This window comes from Comamonas sp. B-9 (assembly GCF_000410635.1).
Lineage (GTDB): Bacteria > Pseudomonadota > Gammaproteobacteria > Burkholderiales > Burkholderiaceae_C > Comamonas.
In genome coordinates, this window is record NZ_KE148663.1 from 39,715 (window position 1) to 52,985 (window position 13,271).

11 protein-coding genes and 10 tRNA genes are annotated in these 13,271 nt (G+C 62.0%); 18 read left to right on the forward strand and 3 right to left on the reverse strand.

Features of this window, described 5'->3' with window-relative positions; genetic code table 11:
- Positions 1–36: 36 nt before the first annotated feature.
- The 10 genes from H928_RS0123100 (at position 37) to H928_RS0123145 (ending at position 1,358) form a co-directional block, all read left to right on the forward strand.
- A tRNA-Ala gene (locus H928_RS0123100) sits at positions 37–112 on the forward strand.
- Between the two features lie 37 nt (positions 113–149).
- Positions 150–225: transfer RNA gene (locus H928_RS0123105), tRNA-Glu, on the forward strand.
- A gap of 48 nt (positions 226–273) precedes the next feature.
- A tRNA-Asp gene (locus H928_RS0123110) sits at positions 274–350 on the forward strand.
- Positions 351–433: 83 nt separating this feature from the next.
- A tRNA-Glu gene (locus tag H928_RS0123115) sits at positions 434–509 on the forward strand.
- A gap of 48 nt (positions 510–557) precedes the next feature.
- Positions 558–634: transfer RNA gene (locus tag H928_RS0123120), tRNA-Asp, on the forward strand.
- An 83-nt stretch (positions 635–717) separates the two neighbouring features.
- Positions 718–793, forward strand: a tRNA-Glu gene (locus H928_RS0123125).
- A 48-nt stretch (positions 794–841) separates the two neighbouring features.
- Positions 842–918 (forward strand) — tRNA-Asp (locus tag H928_RS0123130).
- Positions 919–1,026: 108 nt separating this feature from the next.
- Positions 1,027–1,102, forward strand: a tRNA-Ala gene (locus H928_RS0123135).
- A 57-nt stretch (positions 1,103–1,159) separates the two neighbouring features.
- Positions 1,160–1,235: transfer RNA gene (locus H928_RS0123140), tRNA-Glu, on the forward strand.
- A 46-nt stretch (positions 1,236–1,281) separates the two neighbouring features.
- Positions 1,282–1,358 (forward strand) — tRNA-Asp (locus H928_RS0123145).
- 142 nt (positions 1,359–1,500) lie between these two features.
- Here the strand turns inward: H928_RS0123145 and H928_RS0123150 are convergent.
- From H928_RS0123150 to H928_RS0123160, 3 genes are all read right to left on the reverse strand, one after another.
- Positions 1,501–2,259, reverse strand: a complete 759-nt coding sequence (locus H928_RS0123150; RefSeq protein WP_021028626.1) for a 3-hydroxyacyl-CoA dehydrogenase — start codon at positions 2,257–2,259, stop codon at positions 1,501–1,503.
- Positions 2,260–2,366: 107 nt separating this feature from the next.
- Positions 2,367–3,410, reverse strand: coding sequence for a Fe(3+) ABC transporter substrate-binding protein (locus tag H928_RS0123155; protein WP_021028627.1), 1,044 nt, complete (start codon positions 3,408–3,410; stop codon positions 2,367–2,369).
- A 360-nt stretch (positions 3,411–3,770) separates the two neighbouring features.
- A complete protein-coding gene (locus tag H928_RS0123160) occupies positions 3,771–4,328 on the reverse strand; it encodes a phasin family protein (RefSeq protein WP_027011309.1) in 558 nt (185 codons plus the stop codon).
- A gap of 394 nt (positions 4,329–4,722) precedes the next feature.
- On the opposite strand from H928_RS0123160, the gene H928_RS0123165 reads away from it, so the two are divergent.
- The 8 genes from H928_RS0123165 to tmk form a co-directional block, all read left to right on the forward strand.
- On the forward strand, positions 4,723–5,190 hold the full coding sequence (locus H928_RS0123165; RefSeq protein ID WP_021028629.1) for a thioesterase family protein: 468 nt from the start codon (positions 4,723–4,725) through the stop codon (positions 5,188–5,190).
- A gap of 169 nt (positions 5,191–5,359) precedes the next feature.
- On the forward strand, positions 5,360–6,613 hold the full coding sequence (pncB, locus tag H928_RS0123170) for a nicotinate phosphoribosyltransferase (RefSeq protein WP_027011310.1): 1,254 nt from the start codon (positions 5,360–5,362) through the stop codon (positions 6,611–6,613).
- Positions 6,614–6,743: 130 nt separating this feature from the next.
- A complete protein-coding gene (locus H928_RS0123175) occupies positions 6,744–8,165 on the forward strand; it encodes a sodium:proton antiporter (protein ID WP_043341717.1) in 1,422 nt (473 codons plus the stop codon).
- A gap of 19 nt (positions 8,166–8,184) precedes the next feature.
- Entirely contained in the window at positions 8,185–9,180 is a 996-nt protein-coding gene (locus tag H928_RS0123180) for a D-glycerate dehydrogenase (protein WP_021028632.1), read from the forward strand.
- Between the two features lie 176 nt (positions 9,181–9,356).
- Complete coding sequence (gene rmuC, locus H928_RS29475) at positions 9,357–10,844, forward strand: DNA recombination protein RmuC (RefSeq protein WP_373604937.1); 1,488 nt, start codon at positions 9,357–9,359, stop codon at positions 10,842–10,844.
- Positions 10,845–10,897: 53 nt separating this feature from the next.
- Positions 10,898–12,157 (forward strand): MFS transporter, encoded by a 1,260-nt coding sequence (locus H928_RS29480; RefSeq protein ID WP_021028634.1) that lies wholly within the window; start codon positions 10,898–10,900, stop codon positions 12,155–12,157.
- An 85-nt stretch (positions 12,158–12,242) separates the two neighbouring features.
- Positions 12,243–12,596, forward strand: a complete 354-nt coding sequence (locus H928_RS0123195) for a single-stranded DNA-binding protein (protein WP_021028635.1) — start codon at positions 12,243–12,245, stop codon at positions 12,594–12,596.
- Positions 12,597–12,638: 42 nt separating this feature from the next.
- A partial coding sequence (tmk, locus tag H928_RS0123200) for a dTMP kinase (RefSeq protein ID WP_021028636.1) occupies positions 12,639–13,271 on the forward strand: 633 nt, incomplete at its 3' end.

Genomic DNA, 13,271 nt, shown 5'->3' on the forward strand with positions numbered 1-13,271 from the left:
GAGCAGCAACAAGTAAATTGTAAAACTTGCCGATACGGGGGTATAGCTCAGCTGGGAGAGCGCTTGCATGGCATGCAAGAGGTCATCCGTTCGATCCCGTTTACCTCCACCAAAGATTATCGGAAACGAGAAATCGGTTCTTAGGTTTTGACCCTATCGTCTAGAGGCCTAGGACATCACCCTTTCACGGTGAGTACCGGGGTTCGAATCCCCGTAGGGTCGCCAAGTTTGAAGCGCTTGATGCTATATAATAGCTAGCAAAGCTTCCTGCCAGGAGTGGTAGTTCAGTTGGTTAGAATACCGGCCTGTCACGCCGGGGGTCGCGGGTTCGAGTCCCGTCCACTCCGCCAGTTTGGTCAGTCGCTCGATGAGAAGCGCCTTTGATTGAGAGGGCGCTTTTTTAATCGACAGCCGCAAGGCAAGTCCAGGTTTTGACCCTATCGTCTAGAGGCCTAGGACATCACCCTTTCACGGTGAGTACCGGGGTTCGAATCCCCGTAGGGTCGCCAAGTTTGAAGCGCTTGATGCTATATAATAGCTAGCAAAGCTTCCTGCCAGGAGTGGTAGTTCAGTTGGTTAGAATACCGGCCTGTCACGCCGGGGGTCGCGGGTTCGAGTCCCGTCCACTCCGCCAGTTTGGTCAGTCGCTCGATGAGAAGCGCCTTTGATTGAGAGGGCGCTTTTTTAATCGACAGCCGCAAGGCAAGTCCAGGTTTTGACCCTATCGTCTAGAGGCCTAGGACATCACCCTTTCACGGTGAGTACCGGGGTTCGAATCCCCGTAGGGTCGCCAAGTTTGAAGCGCTTGATGCTATATAATAGCTAGCAAAGCTTCCTGCCAGGAGTGGTAGTTCAGTTGGTTAGAATACCGGCCTGTCACGCCGGGGGTCGCGGGTTCGAGTCCCGTCCACTCCGCCACAGTTTTAAAATTTGTTGAGATCATGTCAGGACGCGAAGGGCGCGCGAAGCTGTACTCAGGTGCAGCGAGTGAGACCGACAAAGTCATGGCTTGATATCAGCAAATTGGGGGGTATAGCTCAGCTGGGAGAGCGCTTGCATGGCATGCAAGAGGTCATCGGTTCGATCCCGTTTACCTCCACCAATTAAACTTGTCTGAGGCATTGCACCAGCAATGCAGCGCAGGCAAAGTTCTAGGATTGACCCTATCGTCTAGAGGCCTAGGACATCACCCTTTCACGGTGAGTACCGGGGTTCGAATCCCCGTAGGGTCGCCAAGTTCGAAGCACTTGTAGCCATCACGGCTAGCAACGCTTTCTGCCAGGAGTGGTAGTTCAGTTGGTTAGAATACCGGCCTGTCACGCCGGGGGTCGCGGGTTCGAGTCCCGTCCACTCCGCCAGATTCCAAAAGCCTTCTTGTCATGCGGCAAGAAGGCTTTTTTCATGGCGGCTGCCCGGTGTGCAGCGCCCAAGAAAAAGCCGATCGCCGGGTGGTCCCCGCAGATCGGCTTTTTGCTGGCCAAGGCCCGCAGGCCTCTGGTTTTACTTCGGTGCCAGTCGGATGGCGCCATCGAGGCGAATCACTTCGCCGTTGAGCATGTCGTTCTCGACAATGTGCTTGACCAGCTTGGCGTAGTCCTCAGGGGTGCCCAGGCGGCTGGGGAAGGGCACGCCGGCGGCCAAGGCATCCTGCACCTCCTGGGGCATGCCAAACAGCATGGGGGTGCCAAAAATGCCGGGCGCAATCGTCATGTTGCGGATGCCGCTGCGCGCCAGATCGCGGGCGATGGGCAAGGTCATGCCGACCACACCGCCTTTGGAGGCCGCATAGGCCGCCTGGCCAATCTGGCCGTCATACGCAGCCACGCTGGCCGTCGAGATCAGCACGCCGCGCTCGCCGGTGGCTTCGGGCTCGTTCTGGCCCATCGCTTCGGCGCAGAGGCGGATCATGTTGAAGCTGCCGATCAGGTTGACCGTGATGGTCTTGCTGAACAGCTCGAGCGAGTGGGCGCCTTTTTTGCCCACGGTCTTTTCAGCCGGTGCGATGCCGGCGCAGTTGACCAGGCCAAACAGCTTGCCCAGCGAGACCGCCTTGGCAACCACGGTCTGGGCTTGCTCTGCATTGGACACATCGCATTGCACAAAGGCGCCGCCCAGCTCCTGGGCCAGGGCCTGGCCTTTTTCTGCCTGCATATCGGCGACGACGACGGTCGCGCCCTCGCGGGTCAGCATGCGTGCCGTGCCTTCTCCCAGGCCCGAAGCGCCGCCTGTGACGATAAATACCTTGTTGGCGATTTGCATCGCTATGTCTCCTGGTTGTTGGATCCAAAGCATCTTAGCCCAGAGCCGGGCAGCGAGCAGTCACAAAAAAAGCCCGCGAACGGGCTTTTCGTGACAGGGCGCAGCGCTTATTGGAAGCCGGCGCGGTCCAGCATCTGCTGCACCTTGGGCATATTGCTGCCCACGGCACTGATCGGGATGGTCTCGCTCTTGAACGGCTTGTTCTGCGTCATCGTCTTCAAAGCTGGGTTGTCGGTCTCGACGTTCTTGGCCGCAGGCCACTCGTTGTTGCCGTTGGCAAAGTAGGTCTGGGCCTCGGGGCTGGCCAGGTACTCCAGGAACTTGACGGCATTGTCCTTGTTCTTGCTGTACTTGGCTACGGCGCCACCAGCGATGTTCAGGTGCGTGCCCCAGCTGCTTTGGTTGGGGAACACCACGCTGACCTTGTTGGTGATTGCGACATCGTCGGGGTTGCTCGAGCGCATCAGGCGGGCAAAGTAGTAGCTGTTGGTGATGGCGATATCGCATTCACCAGCGGCCACGGCCTTGATCTGGTCGGTGTCGCCACCCTTGGGTGGGCGGGCCAGATTGTCCTTGACGCCTTGCAGCCATTGCTGGGCCTTGGCCTCGCCGATGTGCTCGGTCACGGCGCCAAACAGGCTCAGATTGTAGGGGTGCGAGCCCGAGCGGATGCAGATCTTGCCCTTGTTCTTGGGATCGGCCAGCTTCTCGTAGCTGTCGACATCTTCCAGCTTGACCTTGTCCTTGTTGTAGGCGATCACGCGGGCGCGGGTCGAGAGACCGAACCAGGTGATGCCGCCATCGGCTTCGGGTTGGGCGCGCAGGTTGGCGGGAATCACTTCCTCCAGTTTGGCCGAGCGGATCGGCAGGAACAGGTTGTCCTTCTCGCCGCGGTACAGGCGTGCGGCATCCACCATCAGCACCACATCGGCAGGGGAGGCGGCGCCTTCTGCCTTGAGGCGGGCCACAATGCCTGCGTCGTCCGAGTCCACACGGTTGATCTTGATGCCGGTCGCTTTTGTGAAGTTGTTATAGAGCGCCTCATCCGTCGCATAGTGGCGGGCAGAGTACAGGTTGACCACTTCTTGGGCTTGTGCGGCGGCACCTGCCGTGATGGCGCAAGCCAGTGCAAGGATTTTGAAAGAATGCATAGGGCAAAACGTCTCTGTAAAGTTGGAGACGCGATCTTAATTGAAACAAGAATTGTTTCTATTTAAACCATTGCAGGCTCTGAGCTTATTCAGGTCGCGTTAAGTGTGGCTCTGGTGATAAGAAGCGCATGCAGCGCTATTGCCAAATGCAGCGCAAAAAAAAGCCCGGCAAGGCCGGGCTTTAAAAGGATCCAAGAAACCAGGTTTCGAAAAGATCCAAGGAGACAACTGGGTGCGTTGAAATTTTCAACACCATGGGTAAATTATAGGGTTTACCCTTGAGTCTGTCCAGCGCGCTGGCGAAAATTTGACCAAACTGTAGGTCTTGGGCAACGGCAGCGCGCTCAAGAGGCTCGCTAATTAGCGCTTGCGAGCGGTCGCGGCGCTGACGGTGCCAGCAGCCTTGACGGCGTTGTTGGTGATGGTGTTGAAGTTGGTTTCAGCCACTTCACCGGCTTGCTTGACCGCCTTTTGCACGGAGTCGTAGGCATTGTTGGCAGCAGCAACCGCAGTCTTCATCACGGCCACAGCGCTTTCGGAGCCAGCTGGTGCGTTCTTGGCAGCGGTGTCCACAAATTCGTTGAACTTGGACTGGGCTTCAACGGCCTTGTTCTCGAAAGCCTTGCTGAATTCCAGGCTGGTAGCAGCGGCGATTTCGTACAGATGACGGCTGTAGGCAGCGGTCTTTTCGGCCATGGGTTGCAGCAGGCCGCTTTGCACGCTCAGCAGGTCTTGGGCGTTCTTGGCATCGAGCACGGCCGAGGTGTTGGCCGAGACATCGGACAGCGCAGCGCGGGTTGCAGCCACGTTCAGTTCCACCAGCTTTTCCACGCCTTCGAAGGCCTTGTTGGTCAGGCCCAGCAGGGTTTCCAGATTAGCTTTGTGTGCAGCCAGGATTTGGTCAGGGGTCAATGCCATGTTCATACTCCGTCTCGTTAGAAGTGTTGAAGGTACAAATCCGGGCACGTCCTGTGCGCCGGAGGTTTGTGCATTGCGTTGAATTTGCTGCACTGCACAATGACTCTATTGTTAGGCATCTGCGCGCCTTTTGCAAGCCTTTTTTGTGCAGTGCAGCAAAAAAGTCTTTTGTTTTGATTTCAATCATTTACCATTTGTTTAATTGGTTGATCGGGTAACGAATTAGCCGCCTGGCAACCGACTGAAATCAGCTTGCTCTGACGTTGTAGTTGCGCCATGTGTCAGCACGATGGCAGCGCCTGTGATTGCCTGCCATCGCCTGTCCCCGACGTGCAGTGTGGCGCTGGCGCCTGGGGCCCGCACTTCTACAATGCCTGCGAACGATGTGACCAGGATGGCCAAGATGTCTTCTTCGCAGCAGCATGCCGAGCGCCCCCAGCCCCAGCCCCGATCTGCCTATGCGCAGTTTGTGCGCGTGACCACGCGCTGGGCCGACAACGATGCCTATGGGCACGTCAACAATGTGGTGTATTACAGCTGGTTCGATACCGCTGTGAACCGCTTGCTGATCGAAAAGGGCGTGCTCGACATTGAAGCGAGCAGCAGCATTGGCCTGGTGGTGGAGACCCAATGCCATTATTTTGCGCCGGTGTCCTATCCGCAGGATGTGGATGTGGGCGTGCGGGTGGCGCACCTGGGTAAAAGCAGCGTGCGTTATGAACTGGCGATTTTTGTCGCCGGTGAATCGCAAAGCGCCGCTTGCGGGCATTTTGCCCATGTCTATGTGGACCGCAGCAGCCGCCGCCCGGTAGCCTTGCCCGATGCCACGCGCGTGGCGCTGGACAGCTTGCGTTTGACCTGAACCAGAGGCTTGCCCTGCCTCGCAGCAGGGCAGCGGGCAATCGCCTACACTTGCCGCTGTTGCGACCTTATGAAATAGGCGCTGGGTTGTGAATATGAGACATGGCGTCTGCCTGTAGCAGCCGAAGGGGCTGCTGCACGTGTTGGCGCGCAACCCTGTGCTGCCAACCATGATTATCCAAAGTCTGCTGGACACCGACCTGTACAAGTTCACCATGATGCAGGTGGTGCTGCACCAGTTCCCGGGGGCCCAGGTGGAATACAAGTTCCGCTGCCGCAACCCCGGCGTGCAATTGGCGCCGTATGTGGACGAGATTCGCGCCGAAATCCAGCACCTGTGCAGCCTGCGTTTTGCCGATGACGAATTGGCCTATCTGCAATCGCTGCGCTTTATCAAAAGCGACTTCATCGATTTTCTGCGGCTCTACCAGCTCAAGGAAAAATACATCAGCGTGCTGCCGCTGCCCAGCGGCGAGATCGACATCACCATCACCGGCCCCTGGCTGCATACCGTGCTGTTCGAGATCCCGGTGCTGGCCATCGTCAACGAGGTCTACTTCCGCAATACCCAGCCCGAGCCCGACTGGGCCGAAGGGCGCCGGCGCCTGGCAGGCAAGATCGAGGCCATGCGCGGGCCGGGGCTGGAGGCGCTCAAGATTGCCGACTACGGCACGCGCCGTCGCTTCAGCCACCGCTGGCAGCGCGAGGTGCTGGGCAGCCTGGTAGGCGGGCTGGGCGTGGCCACCCATCCTGCGATGCCGGGCGAGCGCCGAGGCCAATTGGCCGGCACCAGCAATACCTTGTTTGCCAAGCAGCTGGGCCTGACCCCGCTGGGCACCATGGCCCATGAATACCTGCAGGCCTGCCAGGCGCTGGGCCCGCGCCTGCGCGAGAGCCAGATCTACGGCTTTGACATGTGGGCCAAGGAATACCGGGGCGACCTGGGCATTGCGCTGTCCGATGTCTATGGCATGGATGCGTTTTTGCGCGACTTCGACCTGTACTTCTGCAAGCTCTTTGATGGCGCGCGCCATGACAGTGGCGATCCTTTCAGCTGGGGCGAACGCCTGATCGCGCACTACAAGCTGCACAAGGTCGATCCGCTGACCAAGATCCTGATCTTCAGCGATGCGTTGACGATACCGCGCACGATTGCGCTGTTCGAGCGCTTCCAGGGCCGCTGCCAGCTGGCCTTTGGCGTCGGCACCAACCTGACCAATGACCTGGGCTACGAGCCGCTGCAGATCGTCATCAAGATGACGCGCTGCAATGGCCAGCCCGTCGCCAAGATCTCGGACACGCCCGGCAAGAGCATGTGCGACGACGAAAAATACCTGGCCTACCTGCGCCAGGTGTTCAACCTGCCCCCCAGCCAGCACATTCCCCCCCAAGGCGTGGCCCCCGCCCCCGCACGTGCGGGTTAATCGGGATGGCTGCTGTCGCCAGCGGCCCGTCTTGGGACAGGACCGCTGACTAAAATCACCGGGCTGCGTGCGTCTGCCGGACGGTGTTGGGCTGCCATGCATGAATAAGCACAAACACAAGGAGCAGTTTATGGGGCAGCAGTATGGGGTCTGGGGCAGGGTGGCGGTGGGCGCTGCGGTGCTGGCGCCCGGGTGGGCTGGCGCGGCCACGATCAATGGGGCCGAGCTCTCCGTTTTCTGGGGCATCCCCTTTGCCGGCATTCTGCTGTCGATAGCGCTGATGCCGCTGTTTCTGCCCAGCTTCTGGCACCACCATTTTGGCAAGGTGGCCGCGTTTTGGGCGCTGGCCTTTTTGCTGCCCTTCGCAGCGGTCTTTGGCCCGGGGCTGGCCGCTGGCAGCCTGGCCCATGCGCTGGTGGCTGAATACATTCCTTTTGTGATCCTGCTCACGGCCTTGTTCACGGTCTCGGGCGGCATCTATATTCGCGGCAATCTGCATGGCTCACCGGGTTTGAACACGGCGATCCTGGCCATTGGTGCGGTGCTGGCCAGCTTCATGGGCACGACCGGCGCGTCCATGCTGCTGATCCGCCCGCTGATCCGTGCCAACGATGCGCGCCGCAGTTGCGCGCATGTGGTGGTGTTCTTTATCTTCATCGTCTCCAATGCCGGTGGCTCGCTCACGCCGCTGGGTGATCCGCCGCTGTTCCTGGGCTTTTTGAAGGGCGTGGATTTTTTCTGGACCGTGCGCCATATCTTTGCCGAGACCCTGTTCCTGGTCGGTGCGCTGTTGGTGATCTTCTACCTGCTCGACCGCTATATGCTGCGCTTTGATGCGCAAAAACCCCGCAGCGACCCCACGCCCGACACCCACAGCCTGGGCTTTGAAGGCAAGATCAATTTTGTGCTGCTGGGCGCCGTTGTGGCCCTGGTGCTGCTGAGCGGCTTTTGGAAGTCCGATCTGCAGTGGGACATTGCCGGTGTGGCTGTGGGCCTGCCGTCCATCGTGCGTGATCTGGGCCTGATTGCGGTGGCCGTGCTGTCCTTCAAGCTCACGCCCGCATCGGCCCATGCGGCCAACCAGTTTGACTGGGGCCCGATGCAGGAGGTGGCCAAGCTGTTCGCCGGCATTTTTCTCACCATCATCCCCGTCATCGCGATGCTGCAGGCGGGCGCCAATGGCCCCTTTGGCGCCGTGGTGCGCGCGGTGACCCGGCCCGATGGCTCGCCCGACCCGGCGATGTACTTCTGGGCCGCAGGCCTGCTCAGCAGCTTTTTGGACAATGCGCCCACCTACCTGGTGTTTTTCAACACCGCCGGGGGCGACCCCCAGGTGCTGATGACCTCGATGGCGACCACCCTGGCCGCGATTTCGGCCGGCGCCGTTTTCATGGGCGCGAACACCTATATCGGCAACGCACCCAATATGATGGTCAAGGCCATTGCCGAAAGCCGTGGGGTGCGCATGCCCAGCTTTTTTGGCTACATGGCCTGGTCGTGCTCCGTCCTGGTGCCGCTGTTTATCGTGATGACTTTTATCTGGTTCCGCTGAACCCCCGAGGAAACTGCCGATGTCCCGCCCGAAAATTCTGATTGCCCGCGCCATTTCGCCCGAAGTGGTCACCGTGCTCGAACAGCACTTCGATGTCCGCTCCAACCAGGACGATATCGCCTGGTCGCCCGCCGAGCTGGCCGAGCGCCTGCAGGGCATGGATGGCGTGCTGACCACCGGCTCGCAGCGCATCGATGCGGCCTTGCTGGCCGCCTGCCCGCAGCTGCAGATCTGCGCCAACATGGCCGTGGGCTACAACAACTTTGATGTGGCCGCGATGACGGCGGCCGGCGTGCAGGGCACCAATGCGCCCGATGTGCTGACCGAGACCACGGCCGATTTCGGCTTTGCGTTGCTGATGGCCACCGCCCGCCGCATCACCGAGAGCGAGCATTTTCTGCGCGCCGGCCAGTGGAAGGACTGGCGCTATGACCTGTTTGCCGGCGCCGAGGTGCATGGCAGCACCCTGGGCATTCTGGGCATGGGCCGCATCGGCCAGGCCATTGCCCGGCGCGGCGCGCATGGCTTTGGCATGCAGGTGGTCTACCACAACCGCTCGCGCCTGTCTGCCGAGCTGGAGGCCGATTGCAAGGCCCGCTATGTGAGCAAGCAAGAGCTGCTGAGCACGGCCGACCACCTGGTGCTGGTTGTGCCCTACACCCCTGAGGCCCACCACACGGTTGGCGCGGCCGAGATCGCCAGCATGAAGCCCAGCGCCACGCTGATCAATATCGCACGCGGCGGCATCGTGGACGATGTGGCGCTGGCCAAGGCGCTGGCGAGCAAGCGCATTGCCGCGGCCGGCCTGGATGTGTTTGAAGGCGAGCCTGCGGTGCATCCCGATCTGCTGGCGCTGTCCAACGTGGTGCTGACGCCGCACATCGCCAGCTCTACCATGGGCACGCGCCGGGCCATGGCCCAGCTGGCCGCCGACAACCTGATCGCCTACCTGGGCGGGAAGGCGCCGGTCACGCCCGTCAACCGCCTGGAGCACAGCCGCCGCAGCGCTGCCTGAACGCAAAATATTTCAATAAAGATGGCTGCTTGTGCCCACCAGACGGGTGCAAGCAGCTATTATTTTTGCAGTCTTCTCAAACACGGGGAACGGTTGTGAATCTGGATCTGGATCGGTCGCTGCTCAGCCTGGTGCTGCTGGCCTTGGTACTGCTGGCGGTGCTGGCCAACCTGCTGGTGCTGCTGCTGCGCCGGCCCAAGGTCGATCTGGGGGAGGCCTGGCTGCAGCAGCAGGAGCGCCAGGCCCGTGACCAGCAGCAAACCGTGCAGGCACTGGCGCGCAGCGAAGGCGCGCTCAGCCACCTGTCGCAGCACATGACCTTGCAGCTGCGCGAGTTGAACCAGGGCAGCCAGGATGTGATGGGCGAGTTCCGCGAATCGCTGGAAGCGCGCATGGCGCAAAGCCTGGCCGAGTCGCGCCTGGGGCGCCAGGAGCTGGCCCAGGCGCTGGCCGGGTTCGAGACCCAGCTCGCCCAGCGCCTGGCCCACCTCGATGCGGCCGTCAACCAGCGCCTGTCGGTGCTCGATACCTCGCTCACCCAGCGCGTCGATGCGCTCACCCGCGCCAACCACCAGAGCCTGGCCACGCTCAAGACCGATGTGCAGTCGCACCTGGCGGGCATGCAGGACGGGGTGGGGCGCCAGCTGGCCCAGCTGCTGCAGGCCAACCAGCAGCAGTCCGAGCAGCTGCGCGGCACGCTCAACGAGCGCCTGGCCAGCATCCAGAGCGACAACGCCAGCAAGCTCGAAGAGATGCGCAAAACGGTCGATGAAAAGCTGCATGCCACCTTGGAGCAGCGCCTGGGTGAATCCTTCAAGCTGGTCAGCGACCGGCTCGAGCAGGTGCACAAGGGCCTGGGCGAGATGCAGACGCTGGCGGGCAGCGTGGGCGACTTGAAGCGCGTGATGACGAATGTGAAATCGCGCGGCACCTGGGGCGAGCTGCAGCTGGGCATGATCATCGACAACGTGCTGACGGCCCAGCAGTACGCCAGGAACGTCAAGACCGTGCCGGGCAGCGACGAGATGGTGGAGTTCGCCATCCGCCTGCCGGGCCACAGCGATGACAAGCCGGTGTGGTTGCCGATCGACTCCAAGTACCCGGTCGAGCATTACCAGCGCCTGATGGATGCGCAGGAAAGCCTGGACAAGGCGGCGATCCAGTCGGCCAGCATCGGCTTTGAGAACTCGATCCGTTTAGAGGCCAAGAAGATCTACAGCAAGTATGTCTCGCCGCCCAACACCACCGATTTTGCGGTGCTCTACCTGCCCACCGAGGGCCTGTTTGCCGAGGTGATGCGCCGGCCGGGTCTGGTCGAAGCCTTGCAGAACGACTGCCGGGTCATGGTCTCGGGGCCGGCCAACCTGGCAGCGATGCTCAGCAGTCTGCAGATGGGCTTCAAGACCCTGGCCATCGAAAAGCGCAGCTCCGAGGTCTGGGCCGTGCTCGGCCAGGTCAAGACCGAGTTCAACAAGTTTGGCGATGTGGTGGAGGCCACGCGCAGGTCGCTGGACCAGGCGGCCAAGAAATTCGAGCAGGTCGATGTGCGCACGCGGGCCATCCAAAAGCGGCTCTCGCATGTGCATGAGACGCCGGCCGCTGGCGAGCTGGGGCCTTTGACCACCGATCCGGACGAAGGCGACAGCGCAGCGGCCCTGACTTAGCCGACAATGCAGGCCAAGCAAGTGCCTGTTGCCCACGGTGCTGAAGGGAACGCGTGAATCGCGAGTTGATACGGCTGATCATCGGCCAGTTTTTTGTCCATACCTGTATGACAGGCACGCGCTTGGCAGCCCCGCTGCTGGCCCTGCGCGATGGCCACACCCCCGGCGCGGTGGGGTTCTTGCTCAGTCTGTTTGCGCTGACCCAGGTGTTCCTGGCGCTGCCGGCGGGCCGCTACGCCGACAAGCACGGCTTCATGAAGCCGATGCTGGCCGCCATTGCGCTGGCCTTTGCCGGCACTGCCATTGGCGTGGCCTTTCCCCGGTTTGAAGTGCTCTGCGTCGCGGCGCTGCTCACGGGGGCGGGCTGCGGCATCTCGATCATCGCGCTGCAGCGCCATGCCGGCCGCGTCGCCCATGAGGCCAGCGAGCTGCGCCAGATCTTCAGCTGGCTGTCGCTGGGCCCGGCGATTGCCAATTTTCTGGGCCCCATGGTCACCGGCCTGATCATCGACCACTCGACCGGCCAGGCCGGCAACAACCTGTCCTACCGCATCGCTTTTGCGGTGCTGGCACTGTTCTCGGTCGTCGCCTGGTGGTGCGTGCGCAGCGCGCAGGAGATGGAGGCCGAGCCGCCCAAGAGCGATGGCCAGCCCCACCATGCCTGGGATCTGCTGCGCGAGCAGTCCTTCCGGCGCTTGCTGATCGTCAACTGGCTGGTCGCCTCTTGCTGGGATGTGCACACCTTTGTTGTGCCCTTGCTGGGCCATGACCGGGGGCTGTCGGCCTCCGAGATCGGTGCCGTGCTGGGCGTGTTTGCGCTGGCGGCCTTTGTGATCCGGGTGCTGCTGCCCGCCATCTCGCGCCATATGCGCGAGATGACCGTGGTGATGGCCGCGATGGTGCTCACGGCTGCGATTTTTGCCATCTACCCGCTGATGCCCAATGCCTGGGCAATGGCCTTTTGTTCGGCCTTGCTGGGCATCGGCCTGGGCAGTGTGCAGCCCATGGCCATGAGCATGCTCCACCAGATCACTCCCGAGGAACGCCATGGCGAGGCCGTGGGCCTGCGGCTGATGCTGATCAATGGCTCGAGCGTCTGCATGCCGCTGATGTTTGGTGCCGCTGGCGCGGCCATAGGGGTGGGCGGCGTCTTCTGGGTGATGGGCGCCTTGGTGGGCGCGGGCTCGCGCATGGCCTGGGTGCTGGGCAAAACGCCGCTGCCCAACTTTCGGGTGCTGGACAGCAGCCATGGCGCGGAACCGGCGGGCCATGCGCTGGGCGAGAAACAGGCCCAGCCGCCCGATAAGCGCTGACCACAAGCGCTGAGCTTGGTGCCCCGCCTCGCCGGTGGCGGCCGGCCAAGCGGCTAAACTGCAGGGCTTATTGGGGGATCAAAACATGATGGATGGATTGGTATCCGGGCGCATACTGGGCCAGCCGGTCGAGCGCAGCAGTAAAACCGGCAAGCCCTATGCGCTGGCCAAGGTGCGCGCCAATGCGGGCGCGGGCGACGGCGAGATGCTGATTGTCAATGTCATCGCTTTTGACGATGCCCCGGTGGCGGCGCTTTTGGGCCTGGGCGATGGCGACAGCATCTGCCTGTCGGGCAGCCTGACCCCCAAGGTCTGGGTCGACCGCGATGGCGTGACCCGCCCCAGTGTCGATATGGTCGCCCACCAGGTGCTGACTGCTTACGCCGTGGCCCGCAAGCGCGGCCTGGCCGGTGATGCGGACTTTGACCCAGCCGCCTGAACCCATCAGGGGTGCGGGCGGGCACGTACAATCTGGCGCAGCATGACTCCATCTTCTCCCGCATCTTCCCCAGCTGCTTCACGCGGCCTGTTCATCAGCTTTGAAGGCATTGACGGCGCTGGCAAATCCTCGCATATCCAGGGCCTGCACGATGCCTTTTTGGCCGCAGGCCGCCAGGTGGTGAGCACGCGCGAGCCCGGTGGCACGCCGCTGGCCGAGAAGCTGCGCGCGCTGTTCCTGCAGGAGCCCATGGATGCGTTGACCGAGGCCTTGCTGGTCTTTGCCGGCCGGCGTGACCACCTGCAGCAGGTGATCGAGCCGGCGCTGGCGCGCGGCGATGTGGTGCTCTGCGACCGCTTTACCGATGCCACTTTTGCCTACCAGGGCGCCGGGCGCGGCTTTGACCTGCAGGTGCTGCAGGTGCTCGAGCGCATGGTGCAGGCCCGGCCCGAACTGGGCGAGGGCGCGTTGCGCCAGCCCGACCTGACCATCTGGTTTGACCTGCCCACCGAGGTGGCCGCCGAGCGCCTGGCCGGTGCACGCGCCCCCGACCGTTTTGAGGCCGAACCCCAGCAGTTTTTTGCCCGCGTGGCCGCCGGTTATGCCGAGCGCGCGCTGGCGCAGCCCGCGCGGTTTGCGCGCATCGATTCGCACCAGCCCAAGCCGGCGGTGTGG